The 22,678-nt window shown below is 65.6% G+C and carries 17 protein-coding genes and 1 tRNA gene; 13 read left to right on the top strand and 5 right to left on the bottom strand.

Going from position 1 to position 22,678, the window contains the following annotated elements; genetic code table 11:
- Positions 1–54 precede the first annotated feature (54 nt).
- Together ACFOKF_RS16785 and ACFOKF_RS16780 are read left to right on the top strand one after the other, a co-directional pair.
- On the top strand, positions 55–1,356 hold the full coding sequence (locus ACFOKF_RS16785; RefSeq protein ID WP_380797096.1) for a methyl-accepting chemotaxis protein: 1,302 nt from the start codon (positions 55–57) through the stop codon (positions 1,354–1,356).
- A 79-nt stretch (positions 1,357–1,435) separates the two neighbouring features.
- Complete coding sequence (locus tag ACFOKF_RS16780) at positions 1,436–1,621, top strand: hypothetical protein (RefSeq protein WP_093018497.1); 186 nt, start codon at positions 1,436–1,438, stop codon at positions 1,619–1,621.
- A gap of 42 nt (positions 1,622–1,663) precedes the next feature.
- Here ACFOKF_RS16780 and bla read toward each other — a convergent pair whose 3' ends face one another.
- Entirely contained in the window at positions 1,664–2,548 is an 885-nt protein-coding gene (bla, locus tag ACFOKF_RS16775) for a subclass B3 metallo-beta-lactamase (RefSeq protein ID WP_380797094.1), read from the bottom strand.
- Between the two features lie 107 nt (positions 2,549–2,655).
- Between bla and ACFOKF_RS16770 the strand changes: the two genes are divergently transcribed.
- The gene (locus ACFOKF_RS16770) at positions 2,656–3,528 is read left to right on the top strand and encodes a LysR family transcriptional regulator (RefSeq protein WP_380797843.1); all 873 of its coding nucleotides are present in this window, start codon (positions 2,656–2,658) and stop codon (positions 3,526–3,528) included.
- Here the strand turns inward: ACFOKF_RS16770 and greB are convergent.
- Together greB and ACFOKF_RS16760 are read right to left on the bottom strand one after the other, a co-directional pair.
- On the bottom strand, positions 3,516–4,001 hold the full coding sequence (greB, locus tag ACFOKF_RS16765; RefSeq protein WP_380797091.1) for a transcription elongation factor GreB: 486 nt from the start codon (positions 3,999–4,001) through the stop codon (positions 3,516–3,518). The two genes, ACFOKF_RS16770 and greB, sit on opposite strands and share 13 nt — an antisense overlap.
- Positions 4,002–4,021: 20 nt before the next feature.
- Positions 4,022–6,109 (bottom strand): lytic transglycosylase domain-containing protein, encoded by a 2,088-nt coding sequence (locus tag ACFOKF_RS16760; protein ID WP_380797090.1) that lies wholly within the window; start codon positions 6,107–6,109, stop codon positions 4,022–4,024.
- Between the two features lie 99 nt (positions 6,110–6,208).
- Here ACFOKF_RS16760 and dapA point away from each other — a divergent pair, with 99 nt between their 5' ends.
- The 7 genes from dapA to ACFOKF_RS16725 all read left to right on the top strand — a co-directional run bounded on the left by dapA (position 6,209) and on the right by ACFOKF_RS16725 (position 13,668).
- Positions 6,209–7,087, top strand: a complete 879-nt coding sequence (dapA, locus tag ACFOKF_RS16755; protein ID WP_380797089.1) for a 4-hydroxy-tetrahydrodipicolinate synthase — start codon at positions 6,209–6,211, stop codon at positions 7,085–7,087.
- Between the two features lie 115 nt (positions 7,088–7,202).
- A complete protein-coding gene (smpB, locus tag ACFOKF_RS16750; RefSeq protein WP_380797088.1) occupies positions 7,203–7,685 on the top strand; it encodes an SsrA-binding protein SmpB in 483 nt (160 codons plus the stop codon).
- 4 nt (positions 7,686–7,689) lie between these two features.
- Entirely contained in the window at positions 7,690–8,283 is a 594-nt protein-coding gene (locus ACFOKF_RS16745; RefSeq protein WP_380797087.1) for a DUF2062 domain-containing protein, read from the top strand.
- A gap of 36 nt (positions 8,284–8,319) precedes the next feature.
- Complete coding sequence (locus ACFOKF_RS16740; RefSeq protein ID WP_380797085.1) at positions 8,320–10,731, top strand: hybrid sensor histidine kinase/response regulator; 2,412 nt, start codon at positions 8,320–8,322, stop codon at positions 10,729–10,731.
- A 203-nt stretch (positions 10,732–10,934) separates the two neighbouring features.
- On the top strand, positions 10,935–11,291 hold the full coding sequence (locus ACFOKF_RS16735) for a response regulator (protein ID WP_380797084.1): 357 nt from the start codon (positions 10,935–10,937) through the stop codon (positions 11,289–11,291).
- 123 nt (positions 11,292–11,414) lie between these two features.
- Complete coding sequence (gene recA, locus ACFOKF_RS16730) at positions 11,415–12,488, top strand: recombinase RecA (RefSeq protein ID WP_298400394.1); 1,074 nt, start codon at positions 11,415–11,417, stop codon at positions 12,486–12,488.
- 400 nt (positions 12,489–12,888) lie between these two features.
- Positions 12,889–13,668 carry a transglutaminase-like domain-containing protein gene (locus ACFOKF_RS16725; protein WP_380797083.1) on the top strand — a complete coding sequence of 260 codons (780 nt, stop codon included), beginning with the start codon at positions 12,889–12,891 and terminating at the stop codon, positions 13,666–13,668.
- Here ACFOKF_RS16725 and ACFOKF_RS16720 read toward each other — a convergent pair whose 3' ends face one another.
- Both ACFOKF_RS16720 and ACFOKF_RS16715 read right to left on the bottom strand, forming a co-directional pair.
- Complete coding sequence (locus ACFOKF_RS16720) at positions 13,669–17,883, bottom strand: translocation/assembly module TamB domain-containing protein (RefSeq protein WP_380797081.1); 4,215 nt, start codon at positions 17,881–17,883, stop codon at positions 13,669–13,671.
- Positions 17,883–19,979, bottom strand: coding sequence for an autotransporter assembly complex protein TamA (locus ACFOKF_RS16715; protein ID WP_380797080.1), 2,097 nt, complete (start codon positions 19,977–19,979; stop codon positions 17,883–17,885). Before ACFOKF_RS16715 ends, ACFOKF_RS16720 begins: the two co-directional genes overlap by 1 nt.
- A gap of 140 nt (positions 19,980–20,119) precedes the next feature.
- On the opposite strand from ACFOKF_RS16715, the gene recJ reads away from it, so the two are divergent.
- From recJ to ACFOKF_RS16700, 3 genes are all read left to right on the top strand, one after another.
- Positions 20,120–21,886: a single-stranded-DNA-specific exonuclease RecJ gene (gene recJ / locus ACFOKF_RS16710; RefSeq protein WP_380797079.1), complete on the top strand. Its 1,767-nt coding sequence runs from the start codon at positions 20,120–20,122 to the stop codon at positions 21,884–21,886.
- Between the two features lie 102 nt (positions 21,887–21,988).
- Positions 21,989–22,063, top strand: a tRNA-Glu gene (locus tag ACFOKF_RS16705).
- 319 nt (positions 22,064–22,382) lie between these two features.
- On the top strand, positions 22,383–22,658 hold the full coding sequence (locus ACFOKF_RS16700; protein WP_298396648.1) for an HU family DNA-binding protein: 276 nt from the start codon (positions 22,383–22,385) through the stop codon (positions 22,656–22,658).
- Positions 22,659–22,678 lie beyond the last annotated feature (20 nt).

Here is a 22,678-nt window from a genome sequence, read left to right as displayed (position 1 = left end):
ATTGTCATGAAATTCTAACGGCGCATTTACCATTGCTGTCTAAGTCGCTGTCTCATGTTCGCAGTCCCCGTCGCTCTCCCCCATGCCGATCCGCCTCTGGCCGACCGCTCTCCCGTCGTCCGCCTCGGCCAGCCGCTCAGCGAAGCGGTCGACTGGTTCCAGCGCGATTCGGCGCTGCGCCTGCTTCCCGTGCTGGACGCGGCCGATCGCCCGGTCGGCGCGATCTATGAGCGCGACATGCGCCGCATCCTGTTCAACCCCTTCGGCCACGCCCTGCTGCGCAACCCCAGCTTTGGCGGCCGGCTGGACGATCATGTCCGTCCCTGCGTCCTGGTCGATCAGGCGACGGATATTGAGGCGCTGGTCGATCTCTACGCCGCGCAAGGGGCGGGCTGCGAAGGGCTGATCGCCACCGCGCAGGACCGCTATGCCGGCGTGCTGGGCGGCGCGCTGCTGCTGCGGCTGACGGCTGAGCGCGACGCCCGCGTAGCGCTGGCGCGGGCCGAGCGGGTCGATCGCATCACCCGCCAGAGCGCCGACTTCCGGCAGGACATCGCCGCCATGATCGCCGATATGGCGACCATGGCCGACCGGCTCGCCGCGCTTGCCAGCCAGTCGGCCGAGCGCGCCGCCGGGGACAGCGCCGATTCCGCCGCCATGGCCGTCGCCGCCGCCCAGACCGCCGAACGGCTGGCGGAACTGGCCGCCGGCGGTACGGATCTCAGCCAGCTTTTTCAGTCGATGGAGGCCGAAGCGCAGGACGCCGGCGCCACCATCGCCGAAGCGGCCGCGCACAGCAGGTCCGGCGTCCTGCGCAGCGACGCCCTGCGCGGCGAGGCGGACGGCATCGGCGAAGTCGTGGCCCTGATTGACGACATCGCCCGCGCCACCGCCATGCTCGCCCTCAACGCCGGAATAGAGGCCGCCCGCGCCGGGGAAGCAGGGCAGGGGTTCGCCGTCGTCGCGCGCGAAGTCCAGTCGCTCGCCCAGCAAACGCGCGAAGCCGCCGCCGGCATCGCCGGCCGTATCGACCAAATCCGCGCCACCATTGCCGATGTCGCCGCCGGCCATGCGCATATGGACGCCACCATGACCCGCGCCGATCGCCTGTCCGCCGCCGTGTTCGAAGCGGTCGCCCGGCAAAGCGCCTTCAGCCGCGCCATAGCCGACAGCGTGGCGGAGGCCGGCGCGTCGAGCGCCCATATCCGCGCCGGCGCCCGCCAGATCAGCGACAATGCGCAATCCAGCGTCCTTGCTGCGCGCGGCATGCGCGACGTGGCGGATCGACTGGCGGACGAAGCCCATCGTCTGGAACAGCGCGCCGGCGGCTTCATCGCGGCGATGCACGCCGCCTGAAATGCTTCGCGCGTAACTCTCCGCTGGCGTCCGCGCCGGAAAGCGCTAGCATGGTCGCCCATAAAAAGGAGAGGACGCCATGCTCGTGATGTTCGTCGGCACGGATCGCACCCAGACTGCGGTCAACCCCGCGCAGGTCACATTCGTCACCCAGGTCAGCGACGGCACCCGCATCCGCTTTGGCGAGGGGCGCAGCGTCACCGTAACCGAACCGATCGCCGCCGTGCTAGAGGGCCTCAATCAGGCCCTCCGCCCGCACGAATAGAGACGCCGTGCTCCTGCGAAAGCAGGAGCCCAGGGTGGCCGTTCACTCCGCCAGTTTCTTCCCCAGCGCCGCCTCCGCCCGCCCGGCATAAAGGCGGCAGGCGTTGGGATCGATAAACGGGTTGGGCGTGCGCGCCTTCATCAACCGCGCCACCCGCCCGGCATCGCCCTCCAGCGGGTGCGACGCGATCAGCATGTCGCACCGCATCCCCTTCATCGTGGCAAAACTGCCGCGAAAGGCGTCGACGAAGCGCCGATGCCTTGGATCGGCAAAGCGCCACCCGTCCACCGCGATCGGGTTCAGGCTGGCGGCGAAGACGATCGTCCGGCACTCTTTCCCCTCACAGCTTTCCCAGCTCCAGCTCATGCTGCCCAGCGTATGGCCCGGCGTCGCATGAGCGGTAATGGCCGTATCGCCCAGCCTTATCACCTCGCCATCGCGCGCCACGCTCAGTTTCGCGACGCCCGGAAAGCGCTCCAGCCAGGCCGCCTGCGGATCGTCCGGGTCGCCGCCGCCCTGCCGCAGCACATCGGCGGCGGGGCCGCTGGCGATCACCGTCGCGCCACTGTCCCGCGCCAGTGCGGCGATGCCGCCAGCATGGTCGAAATGCGGCTCCGTGCTCAGGATCAGCTTCACCTGCTTGATCGAAAAGCCCAGCGCCCGGATCTTCGCCTCTATATCGCCCACCGCCTGCGGCACCGCCCCATCGATCAGGATCAGCCCCGCGCTGGTGCGGATCAGCGCGACGTTCAGCCCGCCAAAGCCGACCAAGTATGTCCGGCCATGCAATCGCACCGGCGGCTGCGGCGCCAGCCAGCGCTTCGACGATTCCGGCGCAATCGGCCGGGTTAGCGGGTCGTCCACCTTGCCGGCCCCCATCACCATTATCCCAGCCAGACTAATAGCCAATATCGCCAACTTCCGCATGCTCTCGCCTCCATTCCCTTGAGAAGGCCAGATTGCCGCCTGCCATCGTATCCGGCAAAGCATCATTTCTCGACAGAGCCATGAGGGCAGCTTATGCCTTTCGCCCCATGGACCGCGCCCAACTGCCCCTCAACGCCCTGCGCGCCTTCGAGGCGGCGGCCCGCCATCTCAACTTCACCAAGGCGGCGATTGAACTCTGCGTCAGTCAGGGCGCCGTCAGCCAGCAGGTCGCGCAGCTGGAGGCGCGGCTGGGCGCGCCGCTTTTCCGCCGCCTGCCCCGCGGCCTGATGCTGACGGATGAAGGGCGCGCGCTGTTGCCGGTCATGGGTGACGCGCTCGACCGGATCGGCGCGATGCTGGGCCGGATCGAGGGCGGTCGTCCCCGCGAAATCCTGAACCTGGGCGTCGTTGGCACCTTTGCGGGTGGCTGGCTGCTCGACCGGCTGGAGGATTTCGCCCGCGCCTGCCCGCATGTCGATCTGCGCATCATGACCAACAATAATCGCGTCGATCTGGCGGGGGAGGGGCTGGATCTCGCGATCCGTTTCGGTGACGGCGCCTGGCACGGCACCCATGCCGACCCGATCCTGCGCGCGCCGCTCGCCCCGCTCTGCACGCCGGATATGGCGGCTCGCCTGCCCGATCCCGCCGCGCTCGCCCGCGAAACCCTGCTGCGCTCCTATCGCGCCGACGAATGGCCCCGCTGGTTCGCCGCCGCCGGCGCGCCTTGCCCGCCGCTGCGCGGGCCGCTGTTCGACAGTTCGATCCTGATGGTCCGGGCGGCGCTGCGCGGCCTCGGCGTCGCTCTCGCGCCGGCGGCCCTTTTCGATCACGAACTGCGCACCGGCCAGTTGGTCCAGCCCTTCGCCGCGTCGGTCGACCTTGGCGGCTATTGGCTCACCCGCCTCATGTCCCGCGCCGACAGCCCGGCCATGGCGGACTTCCGGGCGTGGCTGCGCGAAACGGCTCAGGCCGGATAGGCGATGTCCATCACCTCATATTCCTTCTCGCCCGCCGGCAGTCGCACGCGGCGCAGATCGCCCACCGTCGCGCCGCGCAGCGCGCGCGCCATCGGCGATCCCCAGCCGATCCGGCCGGCATCCACATCCGTCTCGTCATTGCCCACGATCGTCACGGTGCGGTGATTGTCATCTTCATCGGCGATGGTGACGGTGGCGCCGAAATAGACCTTGTCCTTGTCGGGTTGCTGCCGGGGATCGACGACCTTGGCGTCCTTCATCTTCTTCGACAGGCGCTTCAACTGCCCGTCAATTTCGCGCATCCGCTTGCGCCCATAAAGATAGTCGCCATTTTCGCTGCGATCGCCATTGCCCGCCGCCCAGCTCACCACCTCGACGATTGCCGGTCGCTCCACGCCCAGCAACTGGTCATATTCGGCCCGCAGCTTCGCGAACCCTTCGGGCGAGATATAATTGGGATAGGGCGTGGTCATCGCCACCCTCTAACGCAAACTTAGCCGGGTGTCTGCTTCCCCAAATACCGGCTCAGCACGGCGCTCGTCCCCCGGAACTTCGCCCGCTCCGGGTTCATCGCTTCATAGACGACCGCATTTTCCAGCACCCGCTGCACATAGTTGCGCGTCTCGAAAATCGGAATCTGTTCGATCCAGCGCAGCATGTCCGCACCGGGCAGGCGGGGGTCGCCATTGGCCCGCACCCATTTGTTCACATTGCCCGGCCCGGCATTATAGGCCGCCACCGCCAACGGATAGCTGCCGCCATAATAGTCCAGCATCCGCTGGAAATAGGCCGAACCCAGCATGATGTTATAGCTCGGCTCGTCCAGCGATCCGGGGTTGTAGCCCATGCCAAGCTTCCCCGCCTGCTCGCGCGCGGTGCCGGGCATCAGCTGCATCAGGCCGCGTGCGCCGGCATGGGACACGATCTGCTTGTCGAACTGGCTTTCCTGCCGGGCGATGGCATGGACCATGGTCCAGTTATATTGCGCTTCGGACGGCACGGGCACGCGGGGGAAGGCGCTCGTGCCATAGCCGGTCAGGCCGCTCGACACCGCGCGTCGGCCCACCATCACTCCCATGTCCGGGCGGCCGATTTTCTGCGCCAGTTCGGCCGCCAGATAATGGTCGGCGTCGCTGTCGGCATTGTTGGCGATGGCGCGGGCGAATTTGCTCTGATCTCCCCAATAGCCCATCTGGCCCAGCGCCGTGACCGCGCGCACGACCGACCGGCTCTCGAAAGCCGCGCGCTCCGCGGCGGAGATCGGCACCGGCCGCTCGACCGTGGCGGGCGCGGGGATCGGCCGGCCCAGCCGCTCCAGCGCCAGTTGCCCGTAAAACTGGTCGGGATAGAGGCCCGCCTGCCCGAAATAACTGTTGGCGCTGGCCGCGTCCCCGGCCTGAAGCGCCGCGCGCCCGGCCCAATAATAGCCTTTCGACCGGGTCTGGGGCGATTTGGCCGCATCGGCATAGCGGCGGAACATCGTCACTGCGTCGGTTGGGCGATTGAGATTATAGAAGGCGGTGCTGCCCGCCAGCCAGGCCAGACTCGTATAATCGTCGCGCACGCCGATCGGCTGGTCGCTCATCTGCACGCCGGGCGCGACCGCATCGTCGATCTTGCTGGCGATGCCATAGGCAAAGCTCCACTGGCTGTCATTCGCGGCGGCCCGCGCCTGATTCAGCAGCACCTCATAGAATTTCTCGGCGTTGCTCGGCCGGTATGTCACGGCATTGCGGTTCGCCAGATATTGCCGCGCCGCGACCCAGTTGCCGCTGTCGCGCAGCCACACCGCCTTGTCCGCGACGAAGCCGGCATCGCTCGCCCCGGTCGCTTCGGCCGCCTGCATCAGCATCGGCGCATCGGGCGACTTGCGGCGGAAGGCGATGCGCGCTTCGAACGCGGCCCGGCGCGCCGGGCTGACATAGGCGATCATCCGGCTCGCACCGGCCGTGTCATTGGCCCACAGCAGCGCATCGGCGCGCAGATCATGATCGGCCGGCGTCAGGCTCGATCCGAACAGCGACAGCAGTCGCGCTTCGTCCGTGGGGGAGAGCGATCCGCCGATCCAGGCATTGCGCGCGGCGACCCGCGCTTCATTCATACGACCCAGCTGCATCAGTGCCACGGCGTTGCGGGCATGGCCGGTCGCGGTGCGCGCCGGGAAGCGGGCGAAGAAGGTCGCGACCTGCACCGGATCGAAACTGTCGGGGTTGATTCCCGTTTCGGCCAGCCGCCGCATCCGGTCCTCGCCCGGCCATCCGGGATTGGCGATCATGAAACTGGCATAGGTGGAAAAGCCCAGCCCATCGCTCGATTGCAGCGCCCGCCACTGGCTGATCGTGCCCGCGATGCTGCCATCCTGCGCCACGCCGATCCGGCTCTGCGCCTGTTGCCAGGGGCTGGGGTGCGTGTCGGCGGAAGGCAGCGGCTGCACCACCGGGCCCTGGGCGGGGTATTCGGGCGGGATGCGCTGCACCATTTCGGTTTGCGCGCCCGCGCCGGCGGTCATGAGCAACAAGGCAATAATCGGCATGCGGATCAGGTAACTTTCGACATGAGAAGAGGCGCGCATGCTGGACATTATCCCCATTGCATCCTTATCAGGCCCTGAATGACGCGCTATAGCGCGCCGCTGATTTGATCATGCCCCGGCCGCCCGGAGATTTGAAGGAGTTTAATCATGTTTTCGGGCTCGATTCCGGCTCTGATCACCCCGTTTCGCGACGACCGGATCGATGAGGCGGCATTTCGCGCCTTTGTCGACTGGCAGATTGCCGAAGGATCGAGCGCGCTCGTCCCCTGCGGCACCACCGGCGAAAGCGCCACCATGACGGTGGAGGAGCATAACCGCGTCATCGCCATCTGCGTCGATCAGGCCGCCGGGCGCGTCCCCGTGATCGCCGGTTGCGGGTCCAACGACACGCGAATCGCGCTGGAACATATGTATGCCGCGCAGGCCGCCGGGGCGGATGCCGCTTTGGTGGTCGCGCCTTATTACAACAAGCCCAATCAGGATGGCGTCTACCAGCATTTCGCCTATCTCGCCGAACGCTGCGACCTGCCGATCGTGCTCTACAACGTCCCCGGCCGCACCATCACCGACATCGGCGTGCCGGTCATGTATCGTCTGGCCGAAGAATATCAGTCGATCGTCGGGATCAAGGACGCCACCGGGAATCTGGGGCGTGTCACCGCCCAGCGTCTGGCCTGCGGGCCGGACTTCTGCCAGCTTTCGGGCAATGACGAAACGGCGCTGGGCTTCAACGCGATGGGCGGCAGCGGGTGCATCAGCGTCACCGCCAATGTCGCGCCGCGCCTCTGCGCCGATTTTCAGGCGGCGATGGCCGCGCATGACTGGGATGGCGCCTTGGCGCTTCAGGATCGTCTCTATCCCCTGCATGACGCGCTGTTCAGCGATTCTTCACCGGGGCCTGTCAAATATGCGCTCACCCGCGTGCGGCCCGACATGCCCGGCGACGTCCGCCTGCCAATCACCTGGCCGTCGGAATCGAGCCGCGCCGCTGTCGACCGCGCGCTGGAGATTGCGGGATTGGTTTAAGGCGCAGCCGACACCATATCCCGTTCCTTCCGGGCGTTCGCACGGAATAGAGCTGGGGCGCAGCGCGTATATTCGGCGCATGCGCCCGACACGAACGGAAGTATAAGTTAGAATCATGGCCCGCCCCCGTCCCGCCACCTTCGACAAGAAGAAGATCGTCGCCGAAAACCGGCGGGCGCGCTTCGATTATTTCATCGAGGACGTGTTCGAAGCCGGCATCGCCCTGCAGGGGACCGAGGTGAAAGCCCTTCGAGGAGGCGAGGGCAATATCGCCGAAAGCTATGCCGAGGTGAAGGGCAATCAGGTGTGGCTGGTGAACAGCAACATCCCCGAATATAGCCATGGCAACCGCGAAAATCACACGCCCAAGCGCCCCCGCAAGCTGTTGCTGCATGAGCGCGAGATCCAGAAGATGCACGGCGCGGTCGAGCGCAAGGGCATGACGCTGGTGCCGCTGATGATCTATTTCAACAGCCAGGGCCGGGCCAAGGTCGAACTGGCGCTGGCCAAGGGCAAGCAGAATCACGACAAGCGCGACAGCATCAAGGAGCGCGACTGGAAGCGGGATCAGCAGCGCATCATGCGGGACAAGGGTTGATCTGATGAGCAATCGCCTTACTCGCTGGTGGCACGCGAATGCCCCGACCCGCGAATCGCTGGAACAGAGCAAGGTGCTCGCCCCCGTCGCCCATCGTGTGCTGGAACCCTCGCTCTGGCGCTTCACCCGCCGGTCGGTGCCGCGCGGCGTGGCGCTGGGCCTGTTCGTCGGCATCTTCCTGCTGATCCCGGGGGTGCAGATCGCCGGGGCGGCGCTCTTCGCTTTGCCGTTCCGCGCCAATATCCCGGTCGCCGCGGCCATGACCTTCCTGTCCAATCCCGCCACCACGCCGCTGATCCTGATGGCGTCGGTATGGCTGGGCAACTGGATATTGGGCCGCAGCGCCGACGCCACCGGCTTCATGGCGCTGGTCGACGGCAACGCCACGATCGGCCAGTGGTGCAGCTGGCTTTTCTCCGAAGCGGCCCCCGCCATGCTGCTCGGCCTCTTCCTCATCTCGCTCGCCAGCGCGGTGATCGGCTATTTCATCGCCGACTGGTTTTGGCGCCATCGCATGGGCCGCAAATGGCAGGCGCGCAAATTGAGGATTGGCAAGGTCGGCAAAAGCAGCGCATTGGAGGAAGCCGCCCGCGTCTGACGCGCGGCGTTCCGGTTGCGCATCAGGGGTATGGTTTTGAAAAGAGGTGAAGAGGCCTGGCTGATCCAGCCGCGCTCGCGTGTTGCGTTGCCGCTGCTGATCCTTGCCGCCCTCGTCTCCGCCGGGCTGGTCCTCTATGCGGCGGGCAGCTGGGCGCTGGCCGCCGGCTTCGGCGCGACCATCCTGACCGCCGCTGCGCTGCTGAGCTGGTATCAACATCTCTATCCGCCCCAGCTGTCCGACCGGGAATCGACCCCGGACTGGACCGTCGCCCGCGCCGCAGCCGACGCCTCCAGCATGGCGATCGCCGTCACCGATCGCGCCGGCCGGCTGGTCTGCGCCAGCGACCTGTTTGGCGAATGGTTCCCCGGCTATCCCACGCCGCCGGCCGTCACCGCCGACACCGCATTGGCCGACAGCCTCGCCACCGCCGCCCGCGCCGCCTGGCGCGATGGGGAGGCGCGGCATGAAGGCATGGTGCAGGGCGCATTGCGCCTTGATGTCGACGTCGCCCGCACCGGCCGGACGGAGGATTATCTCCTCTGGCGCTTCACCCCCGTTCGTCAGCCCAGCGCGCTAGACGATGTGCATCGCTTCCTGACCGGGGAGGCCGGTCGTCAGCTTGGCGAAGCGGGCATCATGGCGGCGATGATCGGCGGGGAAGGGCGCATTCGCGCCGCCAATGGCGCCTTCCTGCTGCGCGCCGCCGGCCGCATCGACGCCAATATCACCGGCCGCGATTTCGCGGCCCATATGCGCGTGGATGACAAGGGCCGGCTGTTCCTGGCGCGCGAGGAGCAGGGCGGCCTGCCGCTGCGCCTGCTGCAAGTGCCCTTGAAGCGCGCCGCCCAGCCCAACGGGTCGCAGGCGTCGGCGCAGGACGGCCCGATGCTGCTGCTGCTCATTGATGAGCCGGCCGGCGGCGGCGGCACCTCCGCGCTTTCCTATATCGAAACCCTGCTCTCGCTGCTGCCCTTCGGCCTTGCCATGGCCGATCGCGATGGCCGCATCCTCTTCGTCAACAACGCCTTCGCTCGCGTCGCCGGCCTCAAGAGCGGAGAAAAGCCCAGCTATCCCGGCGATCTTGTCGTGCGCGAAGATCAGGCGGCGGTGGCCGATGCGGTGCGCCGTTTCGCCGTCGGCCCGCAAATGTCCGGCGACATCGCCGTGCGGATGCGCGACACGCCTGACGATCCGATCGCGCTCAGCCTGGCGGGCGTGCGCGGCCTTGGCGAAGCGGCCGTGCTCCTCTCCCTCAAGGACAATAGCGAGGAGAGCAAGCTCAAGCGGCAGGTCGCGCAGGCGACCAAGATGCAGGCGATCGGCCAGCTTGCCGGCGGCGTCGCGCATGACTTCAACAATATCCTGACCGCCATCATCGGCCATTGCGACCTGATGCTGATGCGCCATACGCCCGGCGACAGCGACTATGACGATATTCAGCAGGTCAAATCGAACAGCAACCGCGCAGCCGGCCTCACCCGTCAGCTGCTCGCCTTCTCGCGGCAACAGACTTTGCGCCCGCAAATCCTTCAGCTGCCCGACATCGTCGCCGACGTGTCGACCCTGCTGAAACGCCTGCTGGGCGAAAATGTGAAGCTCGACGTCACCCATGGCCGCAATCTGGGCGCGGTGCGCGCCGACCCCGGCCAGATGGAGCAGGTGATCGTCAACCTGGCGGTCAATGCGCGCGACGCCATGCCCGAAGGCGGCACCGTCAATATCCAGACCTATGCCGTGCCCGCCGCCCGCGTCCGCGAAATGCGCCAGCAAATCCTGCCCGCCGGCGATTATAGCGCGCTGCGCGTGTCCGATACCGGCCTTGGCATCCCGCCCGATATCCTCGCCAAAATCTTCGAACCCTTTTTCACCACCAAGGAACTGGGCAAGGGAACGGGGCTGGGCCTCTCCACTGTCTATGGCATCGTCAAACAGTCGGGCGGCTATATTTTCGCCGAATCCGAACTGGGGCGCGGCGCCAGTTTCGTCATCTATCTGCCCGTCTATGCCGGGGCGGACGTCGAACAGCCGGTGGAGATGAAGCCCGCCGCGCCGCGCACCGAAACCTGGGGCACCGGCACGGTGCTGCTGGTGGAGGATGAGGATATGGTCCGCGCCGTCGCCGAACGCGCGCTCACGCGACAGGGCTATAAGGTGCTGACCGCCAATGACGGCGAACAGGGGCTGGAAGTGCTGGGCGGCGGCGAACAGATCGACCTGCTGATTTCCGACGTGGTGATGCCGAACATGGACGGTCCCGCCATGGTGGCGCAGGCGCGCCGCACCCATCCGCATCTGCCCGTCCTCTTCATGTCCGGCTATGCCGAGGAGCAACTGCGCAAGTCGATCGACATCGCCAATGTCGCCTTCCTGCCCAAGCCCTTCTCCGTCAACCAACTGGCCGAAGCCGCCCGCGACGCCCTCCTGACCCGCCCGGCGGCGGAATAATACCCTCTTCACTCCCCTCCCGCTTGCGGGAGGGGCAGCGAGACTTGCGAGCGTAGCGAAGTTAGTCGCAGCGGGGTGGGCAGGCGCGCGATGCTGAAAGCAAATTCGCTCGCCCATTCCTTGTTCTCGATCAATCCATGCCCTCTGTGCAATCGCCTCCCGATGCGATAGCGAAGCACACATTCATAAATAAGGTTCTCCGCATGTCCGAAGCCAAATCCATTTTGATCGTTGAGGATGAGGCGATGATCGGCATGATGCTCGAAGATTATCTCGACGCGCTCGGCTATCGGCTGCACGCCATCGCCGCCACGGTCGATGAAGCCTGCGACCATGCGCGCGCCGGCGGGTTCGACGCGGCGCTGGTCGACTGCAATTTGCAGGGCGAAAAAAGCTGGCCCGTGGCGGACATATTGGCGCAGGCCGACATTCCCTTCGTCTTCGCCACCGGCGGCATGGCCGACGATCTGCCGTCCGACCATGCCGGGCGGCCGACGCTGGCCAAGCCCTTCACCATCGGCGCGGTCGAACGCGCGCTGGGCAAGGTGCTGGGCGGCTGAACCGCGCGCGATAGGGGGCGGATAGGAAATTTCCGTTCCCCTCTTGTTCTATAGGAACAAACGGGATACATCATTGGTCAGACGCACGGAATGCTTGCGTTCCGCTTGACAGAGGACTGGCCGATGACTGCACTGCTCTCACTCATCGATTCCAAGAAGACGGGAAACATGGACAGACAGAAAGCATTGGACGCGGCGCTCGCACAGATCGACCGCGCCTTCGGCAAGGGCAGCGCGATGAAGCTGGGCAGCCGGGAGAAGATCGAGATTGAATCGATCTCGACCGGCTCGCTCGGCCTCGACATCGCGCTTGGCATCGGCGGCCTGCCCAAGGGGCGGATCATCGAAATCTATGGCCCGGAAAGCTCGGGCAAGACCACGCTGACCCTGCATGCCATCGCCGAAGCGCAAAAGGCCGGCGGCACCGCGGCCTTTGTGGACGCTGAACATGCGCTCGACCCCATCTATGCCAAGAAGCTGGGCGTCGATATCGATGAACTGATCGTGTCGCAGCCTGATACTGGCGAACAGGCGCTGGAAATCGTCGATACGCTGGTTCGCTCCAACGCCATCGACATTCTCGTGATCGACTCGGTCGCCGCCCTGGTGCCGCGCGCCGAAATCGAAGGCGAAATGGGTGACAGCCATGTCGGCCTTCAGGCTCGCCTCATGTCGCAGGCGCTGCGCAAGCTGACCGGCTCGATCGCGCGGTCCAAGTGCATGGTGATCTTCATCAATCAGGTGCGCATGAAGATCGGCGTGATGTACGGCAACCCGGAAACCACGACCGGCGGCAACGCACTCAAATTCTACGCTTCGGTCCGTCTCGACATTCGCCGCACCGGCCAGATCAAGGATCGCGACGATATTGTTGGCAATGCGACCCGCGTGAAGGTGGTCAAGAATAAGGTGGCGCCGCCCTTCAAGCAGGTCGAATTCGACATCATGTATGGCGAAGGCATCTCCAAGATCGGCGAAATGCTCGATCTGGGCGTGAAGGCTGGGCTGGTCGAAAAGTCGGGGGCATGGTTCTCCTATGATTCGGTCCGCATCGGTCAGGGCCGCGAAAACGCCAAAACCTATCTCAAGGAACATCCCGAACTCGCGGACAAGCTGGAAAAGGCGATCCGCGGCAAGACCGAACAGGTTGCCGAAGGGATGATGACCGGACCCGATGCGGAGGATGATGGCGAATAAGCAGGGGATCGGTGTCCGGCCGGATCAGCCGGACACTACCCTTGCAGGCTCGCCCGCCTTGCGCATCACGCACTGAAAAGGCCCGCCGCGCTCCCTGCGCGACGGGCCTTTTACCGTCGGGACGAAAAGGGGGCGACTTTCCGATAGGATCCGCCCAGCGCACGAAAATGTCCGATTCGGCGGGAAATATGCGAAGTTAAGCCGAATATAGTGGGCCGGAACCGCCCAACCCCCGTTCGTTTCGAGCGTGTCGAGAAACGGAAAGCGCCATGTTCTCCGCCGCACCCTTTCGTTTAACCCGGATAATATGCAATCCGCTTGCTAACCCCTTGCAGCCTCCCGATGCTCATTCCCGCAGGTCGAATCGGCCCGCCCCCTCTGACATTCGGACCCCACCGCCATGCGCGTCGCGATCGAAGCGATCCTCGACTATGATTTTGCCGAGCAGACCGACGTCCTGCTCGCGGTGGAGGCGGCCGCGCTTCCCGATCAGCGGGTGGTGGAACAATCCCATATCATCGACAATGCGGGGCCACTCACCAACAAGGTCGGCGGCAGCGGCGTCGGGCGCCGCACTTGGACCCGCACCGGCATCGGACGCATGGTCAGCACTTATCGCGCCACGATCGACGTCGAACGCCCGGCCATCGACATCACCACCCTTGCCCGCAGCCCGCTGCCCAGCCTGCCCGAAGATGTGCTGCCCTTCATCTGGCCCAGCCGCTATTGTGAGGCGGATCGGTTCGTCAGCTTCGTCTGCGGCCATTTCCCCGATCTGGACGGAGGCGCGCTGGTCCATGCGCTGGTCGAATGGGTCCACGCCAATCTCGTCTATGTGCCGGGCAGCTCCAACGTCACCACCACCGCCGCCGACACTTTCGTCGCGCAGCAGGGCGTGTGCCGCGACTATGCCCATCTCACCGCCGCGCTGATCCGCTCGCGCGACATTCCCGCCCGGCTCGTCTCGGTCTATGCCCTCGATCTCGATCCGCCCGATTTCCATGCCGTGGTGGAGGTCTGGCTCGACGGCGCCTGGCACATTGTCGATGCGACCGGCCTGGCTCCTGTCGAAACCATGGTCCGCATCGCCGTCGGTCGCGACGCCACCGACATCGCCTTCATGACCGTCTTTGGCGGCGCAACCATGAACGCCCAGTCGATCACCGTGAGTCGCGCCTGATCAATAATCCTTCGAATAACGCAGGTTCGCCGACGATCCGGCATTGGTGCCGGTCTTCGACAACAGGCTCAGCGTCTTCGACAGCGCGATTTCCAGTTGGGTGGCGGTGAAGCCCTTCGAATCGGTGATCACCTCGACATAGATATTGTTCGAAATATGCTGCCCGACGGCCAGCGACGTGCCGCGCCCGGTCGCTTCGTCGCCGCCCACGATGCCGATCCGGTCGATGCCCGACGCGCCCTGCAACTTGCCCATCGGGTTCAGCCCGCCGCTGCCGCCGCGCAGCCCGTTGAGCGCCGCCGCCAGCTGCACCGCCTGCACCGCCGACAGGTTGGCCACATTGTCGCCGAACAGGATGCGCGACAGGATTTCGTCCTGCGGCAGGGTCGGCGTCGAAATGAAGGCGATGTCGGGTTGCTGCGCGCTGCCCGTCACCTGAATGCCCGCCGTCACCGTGTCGATCCGCGTTTCCGCCTTGATCTGCAACGTCGGGTTCAGCATCGGCCCATTGAAGGTGATGACGCCCTGTTCCAGATCGAACTGATGGCCGGAGAAACTATAGCGCCCGCGCAGCGATTCAATCTTGCCCACCACGCGCGGATTGGCGGTGGTGCCGGTGACGCGCATGTTGGTCTTCCATTCGGAATCCAGCCCCATGCCGGTCACGTAAATCTCATTGTCTGCCCGCACGCGAATATCGAGTTTCCAGTCGGCCGGCTTGGCGGCGGCCTTGCGCGCGGCCAGCCGCTGGTCCAGCGCATCCGGCCCGGCGCCCTTGCGCCGCACCCCGGTCAGCTCGCGAATCTCGGTGCCGCCCTGCCACGCTACGCGATAGCGGGTTTCGGGTAGCGACAGGTCGCCCTTGATCAGGCCGCCATTGGCTGTGCTGTTGGTGATGTTCAGCGTTCCGCTCACCACGCTGGTGATCGCCTCGCTGCGCGCCAGCCGCGCCCGGTTGAGCTTCAGCGCAATATCCATCGGGAAGCCGCTGTCCGCCGCCAGCCCGACATTGCCCGATGCCTGCACCGTGCCGTCGCCCGCCCGGCCAGAGAAATCGCGAATCTCCAGATGATCGTTGGTGAAGCGGCCATCCAGCTTCATCTGCGTGACGCGCGTGCCGAACGTCTCATTCTCATAGGTCAGCGCATTGGCCCGCACCACGCCATTCAGGCGCGGATCGGTCAGCCGCCCGCTGAAGTCGGCGGCAACGGCCAACCCGCCGGTCAGCTGCTGGTCGGCCAGCCCGGCAAAGGAGAAGAGCACATCGGCCGGCCCGGCATAGCGGATGCCCCCGCCCAGCGGCGCATTTTGCAGCTGCTCGCTCCAGCTCGCGCCCGCGCCCGGCGGCGCCAGCGTCGCGACGAAGCGGCCCAGCGTCGCATTGCCCTCGCGGATCAGTCCGCGCAGGTCGCCGCCGGCCGATGACAGCTTGCCCTCGACATTCATCGAAACCGGGTCGGACACAGCGGTCAGGCTCGACCGGCGGAAATCGTTGATGGCAAGGCGCGTCGTCGCCGTCGGGAAGGCGCTGCCGACCTGACTATAATCCAGCGTGCCGGTCGCCCGCCCGCCTATGCCCAGCCCCGGCGAGGCGATATTGGCGATGGCCAGGTCGAAATCCTTGAACCGCGCCTGCGCCGTCGTCGTGTCGCCGAACCGCCCGGCCAGATCGACCTTGCCCTGCGGCAGCACCAGACTGGCCGGCTCCAGTCGATAACCGGCCTTCTCCACGCGAATGATGGCCGGCTGCGCCAGTTTGAAGTCGATATTCGCCGCCTTGCCCTGCAAAGCCACGGCATAAAGGTCGGGGCGAAGCGCCGCATTGGCCGCGATCGAGAAGGGCACGCCGCTCGACCCGTCGGCCACCAGCTGCGCGCGACCCCGCCCGCCCTGATAGTCCAGGCGCGCCCGCGCCTTGCGCACGACATAGTCGCCATAGGCGGCGTTGGCGATCTGCGCGTCGGCCTTCACCTGCGGTTGATCGGTCAGCAGCATGGATGCGGTCACGATCGCCCGGCCGATCACAACATCGGCCTCGCCCGGCAATTTGGCGTTGCTGGCGGTCGCGTTGACGTCCACGCCCTGCACCTTGCCGACCGCCGCCAGTTTGACCGCGCCAGTGATGCCCGATCCGTTCATCGCCAGCTGCCCGACATAGGGACCGGCGGCGCTCTGCTGGATGCGACCGTTCATGTCGACCCCGGCAAAGCGCGCCTTGGTGACGTCGATGGTCAGTGGCCCCTGCGCCGTGCGGATCAGGACATTGGCGAAGAAGGGGCCATAGGGCGATCCACCGGTGGCCTCCAGCCGATACCCCGCCGCCTCGCCATTCAGCTTTGCGACCACATCGGTCAGTTGCACGCCGACATTGGGCCGCGCCGCCCGCAACACCGCCTGCGGCCGCTCCATCGTGCCGCGCACCGTCAGCGCCAATGGACCATATTGTCTGGAGGAAGCCGTCGCGTCGAAGGCGACCTGACCGTCCGTATCATAGCTACCCGAACCGCTGTGGATCGTGAAATTGGGCGCAGCGCCCTTCAGCCCCGCCAGCGTGAACTTGCCCTCCGGCGTCATGCCGATTCGCCCGGACATGACCGCATTGCCGCCCAGAAAGTCGCGCACCGATGCATTGTCCCAACGCGCCGTGCGCACGCCGAATCGCCCGCCCAGACCAAATCCGCCCCTGGGTCCGGGGATCAGCTCGACGTCGGTGTTCAGGTTGACGATGCCGACGCCGTCGATCTTATAGTCATTGACCCGCCCTTTGAGCGCGCCGCGATAGATGGCGTTGTCCAGATCGGCCAGCACGATCGCGGTGGCGTCGATCTTGTTGCTGTCGATCTTCATATTGTCGCTGATCAGCTTGCCCGCCGCATAGGCGAAATCGCCCTTCACGCGCAGATTTTGCATCAGCCCGCCGGCCGCTGCGTTCAGGCCCGTCACGCGGGTCGCGGTGGCGTTTACCGGAATGCGGATGCGGTCGGCGTCGATCACCGCCCGGCCGCTGGCCTTCAGATTCTCGATGCCTGTCGCGTCGAAGGCGATGCTTTTGGCGCTGATGTCATAATCGATGAACGGCGTCGCCATCGGCCCGTCGAGGATGATGGAGGCGCGGACATCCTGCCCCTTCACCTTCTCCATGATCGCGCCCGGCGTCAGCAGCGCGGCATTGATCTTCAACGCGCTGAACTGGCTCTTGCCGAGGTCAATCAGACCCTGCGCGTCGGCGGTCATGGCGGGCGATCGCAGCTTGCCTTTCAGGTTCACGCGCCGCTCGTTGAGGCCGGCAAACAGGTCGACGTCCAACTGCGGCGCGGTCAGCCGGTCGACCGTCCCGGCAAAGACCAGCCCCGGCCGCACCGGACCTTTGGCGGTGAAATTGCCGTCGCGCGCCGTCAGCAGGATGTTCGCCAACTCGCCCTTGGGCGACGTTGCGACGATCCGGCCGTCCCATGCCTGCCATGTGCCCTTGCCGTCCAGCGTCGCGGTCATGCCGTCGGTCAGGCCGGACATGGCGGCGATGACGCCACCCTTGGGCGCCGTCAGCGTACCGCTCATGGCCAGCCTGTTCTGCGCCGGCACCGCGTCCAGCTTCGCCTGCAAACGGTCGCCGCTGTCGACGATGGCATCGGCCGACAGGATCGCCCGACCGTCCGAAATATGGGTGACGCCGTCGATCGCGATTTCGCGCTTCTGGCCGATCACCGGCTTGGCCAGTATGAATTTGCCGATCTTCATCCGGTCGACGTCAATGTCCAGATCCGGCAGGATCGGCGCGTTGGGATCGCTTTCCACCACGTTGAACTGCGGGCTGCGCGCCAGCACGACCAGGGGCGTTTCCAGCAGGCTGACCGAAATATGGTTGTTGATGTAGCGGAACGGCCGCCAGATCACATGCACCTTGGGGCTGACCGCAAACACACCCTTGGGATCGCGCAGTACCAGATCGTGGATCGTCATGTCGCTGTAGATCGATCCCTCGATCCGCCCCACCTCGATCTTCATGCCAGATTCCATTTGCAGCGCGGCAATCTGCTGGATCAGGAATTTCTTGCCAGGCTGGGTGTTGAGGCCCAGCAGCAGGCCAGCGACCAGCACGACCAGCGCGACGACCAGTCCAACCGCGCCGATCGCGATCTTCTGCCACAGGGGGCGCTTTTCGCGGACCACTACAGTCTCGGTTGCGGTTTCGGTCGAAATATCGTCCTGCGCCATCAGAATGCCTGCCCGATGCCGATATAGAGGGCGAATTTGGATTCACCCGGCTGCCGGTTGATCGGCATGGCGATGTCCGCACGGAAAGGCCCGAAATTGGTATAGAACCGGCCGCCTATGCCAACGCCATATCGCATGTCGGAAAATTTGGGCATGGAGCTTTCATAAACCTGACCGCCGTCGACAAAGGCGACGACGCCGTAGTTGCCGAAGCGATAGCGGCCTTCGACCGCAAATTCATTGACTGACCGGCCACCGATCGGATCGTTGTTCGCGTCCTTCGGTCCCAGTTCCTGATAGCCAAAGCCGCGCACCGATCCGCCGCCGCCGGCATAGATGCGCCGCGATGGCGCCACATCATTACGGCTGACCCCGGTAATCGTGCCCACCTTCGCCCGCCCGGCGATGACCAGAGCGTCCGACACCGGATAATAGCCGGTCAGATCGAAACTGGCGCGCAGATAGGGGGAGAAGCTGCCCTGCAACGATCCTTCCGGTTCGGCGCGCAGATTGGCGCGGAACCCCTTGGTCGGATTGAGCAGGTCGTTGGACCGGTCATAGCCGATCTGCACCGGCAACCCACCGATGAAATAGGTGCGCCGCGTCTTGTCCGCCGTGGTGGGGTCGAGCACCACCTGTTCGTTGGTCAGCAGGATTTCCGCGCCATAGCTGTATGTCCAGCGCTTCTGGAAGATCGGCGTCGACTGGCGCGACCAGCCGACGTTGAGGCCCGCGGTGAACGCCTCATAGGCGTCGTAATTCTGGTGATTAAGCGTTATGCCGGTCTGGAAAGTCCGGTCGCGCTTGCCTGCGTTGGACCGGCGGAAGGTGCCCGACACGCCCTGTTCCTGCGTGCCTGCGATCACGCCGCCGATCAGCGCGCCTTCGGGCCGGAACAGATTGCGATGCGTCCATGTGCCTTCCGCGCGGAAACCCTGACCCGTGCCATAGCCCAGTTCGCCCGCCAGCGTGCGCGGCGGCCCCGCCTCCTGCTCGACCATCAGGTCGACATATTCGGTGCCGTCTGGCGCGACTTCGCCGGTGCGGACCGGATCGACCGCAACGCTGGAAAACAGGCCGGTCGCCACCAGCGCCTTGCGCAGATCGTCGACCTTGCGGCTGTCATAAATCTGACCCGGCTTGTACCGGCGGATCACCTCCATATGGTCCGCGCCGAACGCCTGCTTTTCGCCCGATGTGGTGATCTTGCGGAATGTGCCGCGCGGCCCGACATCGACCGGCAACGTATAGTCGCCCGTCACGGTTGCGGGGTCCAGCAATATGTCGCGGTCCCCGACCTTGGCGAAGGGATAGCCATTTTCCGGCAGCTTCAGCGCCACATTCGCTTCCGCCCCCTCGACATCGGTGGCGATGATATAGTCGCCGGTCTTGAGCGGCAGGCTGTCGCGCACCAGCGACGGCGGGGTCGTCGGATCGGCGGTGATGACGATATTGCCGATCTTGTACCGCTTGCCGGGCGTGACCGAAATCACCGCCTTCAATGTCCCGTCGCCGGCCTGATCCAGGCTGGCGAGCGCGGTCCCGTCATAATAGCCCTGTGAATGAAGCAGCCGGTTGGCCAGCTTCTCATCCTCCTGCGCGCGCGCCTGCACCATGGCGGCGGTTTCGGCCTTGCCATCCCCGTCGATTAGGGCGGATGCGGCGCGGAATTCGTCTTCCAGCCCCGTCTTGCCAAATCCCTCGATGCTGGTCGCATAACGGACATCGGGCAGCTTGGCGTTGGGATCGTCATTGGACGCGACATTGGCGGGCACGGTCACGCTGTCGAGCGCGGGCAACGGCTGTGCCAGTTCCTGTTCCTCGGCCGGGTCGGTCGCGGGCGGCAATTCGGCGGGCGCCGTGGATTGCGCCGGCATCTGCTGGTCGATCCAGCTGTCGATCGAAGGCAGGGGCGCATTTGGATCAGCGGCCGGCGCCTTGGGCAGGCGGGCTTCGAACTGATCGTCGGGCAGGATCGGCTCCTCCGCCTCATTCTGGGCAGGCGGGGGCGTCGGCGCGGCTGTCTGCGCCATCAGCGGCAGCGGCGATGCGGTCAACAGGAGCAGGCCCAATGAATATGCCTGTCGTCTGTACATGAACCTGCGCTGCCCCTTTCGCGCCGCGCATTCCACATGCCCGGCAAAGAGGCAATACGCAGAAGGGGTTGCGACGGTTCCGCCTGCGACATGATTTGGTGCGGCTTCCCACCGGACTCATGGGTCGCTACAGCCGCTGCATGACATTTGCCCTCAATATTTCGCGATCGATTTCGGGTCAGCCATGGCGTTGGCGGGGCGGCGGGGCCGACGCCCGCGATCCGGGCTACAGGCCCGACGATCTGGTGACGCAATTGCTGCTGGCGCGCGGCTGTCCCCGTGACGCGGTGGAGGCGCATCGCAATCCCACCATCCGCCAGTTCATGCCCGATCCCAGCCTGTTCCGCGACATGGATGCCGCTGCCGATCGTCTGGCCGACGCGGTGCAGCGTGGCGAGGATGTGCGCATCTTCGGCGACTATGACGTCGACGGCGCAACCAGCGCCGCCTTGCTGATCCGCCTGCTGCGCGATCTGGGTCTGAACGCGAAACCCTATATCCCCGACCGGCTGATGGAAGGCTATGGTCCGTCCGGTGAGGCTCTGGTGCGGCTGGCGGGGGAGGGGGCGACTCTGATCGTCACCGTCGATTGCGGCGCGCAGGCGTTCGAAGCGCTGTCCATGGCCCGGGCGACCGGCGTTGATGTGGTGGTGGTCGACCATCATAAATGCGCGACCCAATTGCCCGAGGCGTTTGCGCTGGTGAACCCCAATCGATTGGACGAGCATCCCGATGCCGCCCTTCACGGTCATCTGGCGGCGGTCGGCGTCGCTTTCCTGCTGGGCGCGCGATTGCTCAAGGCGCTCGACGCGCGCGGCTGGTTCGCCGTCCGGGGCAAACCCAACATATTGGACCTGCTCGACATCGTCGCGCTGGGCACCGTGGCCGACGTGGCGCAGCTCAAGGGGCTGAACCGCGCCTTCGTGGCGCAGGGGCTGAAGGTGATGGCCAGGCGGCGCAATATCGGCCTGTCCGCGCTGATCGACGCCAGCCGCCTGACCCGCGCGCCGCTCTGCCATGACCTCGGCTTTGCGCTTGGCCCGCGCATCAATGCCGGCGGGCGCGTGGGGCAGGCGGATCTGGGCGTGCGTCTGCTCACCACCGAAGATCCGGCCGAAGCGGCTCGCATCGCCGCGCAGCTCGATCATTTTAATGAAGAACGCCGCGCAATCGAATCGACCGTGCAGGAGCAGGCCGAAGCGCTGCTGGCGGCGCAGGGCAATCGCGCTGTCGCCGTAATTGCGGGCAAAGGCTGGCACCCCGGCGTCATCGGCATCGTCGCGGGCCGAATCAAGGAGAAGGCGGGGCGCCCGGCCATCGTCATCGCCGTCGATGAGGCCGGCGTGGGCAAGGGGTCGGGCCGCTCCATTTCCGGCGTGGACCTTGGCGCGGCGGTGCTGGCGGCCAAGGATAGCGGCTTGCTGGTCGCGGGCGGCGGCCACGCCATGGCTGCGGGCCTGACGGTCGCGGCCGACCGGATCGACGCGCTGGCCGATTATCTCGACGAACGACTGTCCGCTTCGGTGGGCAGGGCGCATGACGACCGCGCGCTGCTGATCGACGCGGTTCTTGCGCCCGCAGGCGTGAACCCGGATTTCATCGCCGCGATCGAACAGGGCGGACCTTATGGCGCCGGCTGGCCCGCGCCGCTGATCGCCGCCGGGCCGATGCGGGTGATCAAGGCGGACGTCGTGGGCAACGGCCATTTGCGCGCGATCATGAGCGGGGAGGATGGCCGCTCGATCAAGACCATCGCCTTTCGCAAGGCGGAAACCGATCTGGGGCAGGCGATATTGGGCGCGCCGCGCGACCGCAGGCTGTGGGTTGCGGGCAAGGCGAAGCTGGACGACTGGGGCAGCCGACCCGCCGCCGAACTGCATCTGGAGGATGCCGCCTGGGCCGACTGAACAAAGATTGTAATTTTCTTGTCTTTAGGGGGTTGACCGTTTCGCCGTCCCCGCCTAATTGCGCCCTCGCTTCGCAGCGCTGCCACGGCGGCGACAACGAACGGCCCCTTCGTCTAGCGGTTAGGACGCGGCCCTTTCACGGCTGAAACACGGGTTCGATTCCCGTAGGGGTCACCATTTCGGTGACAGGTTCATCGAAATCGGATGCGCTCAGGCGCTCTTTAATAGCGAAGCAAGATCTCTGATTTTATCCAGGTTGCCCTGACTGTTACGGTCTGGCTGTCATTCATATCCTGCTTCAGCGGGCAAAAGTCGTTCCATGGCATGGAACCGCGCGCCGCCATCAGGCGTATGGGCCGGATCATCGACGTCCTGCCGTGCAATAACTGCGGGATATTCCCGTAAATAGGGCATAAGTCGTGCAAAGGCGGATGGACCAGACAGGTCGGAATGGCTAAGTCCGCAGTTCAACTACCAAGGGAAAGGACCCCCTCACATGAACAATGCTGACCTCGCCGAGACCGTCGCCGGCGCCAGCGGCCTTTCGAAGGCCGACGCGAAGAAGATCGTGGACGGTCTGTTCGCGGCGATCGCGGACGCGGCCGCCAAGGGCGAGGAAGTGTCGCTGAACGGCTTCGGCAAGTTCAAGGTCAAGGAAAGCGCCGCTCGTGAAGGCCGCAACCCTGCCACCGGCGCTACCATCCAGATCGCTGCGTCGAAGAAGCTGAGCTTCACCCCCGCCAAGGCGGTCAAGGACAAGCTGAACGGCTGATCGACCTATGCTGGCGCAGC

Source organism: Sphingobium rhizovicinum, assembly GCF_042647625.1.
Taxonomy (GTDB): domain Bacteria; phylum Pseudomonadota; class Alphaproteobacteria; order Sphingomonadales; family Sphingomonadaceae; genus Sphingobium; species Sphingobium rhizovicinum.
This window is presented reverse-complemented; position numbering and strand designations above follow the sequence as displayed.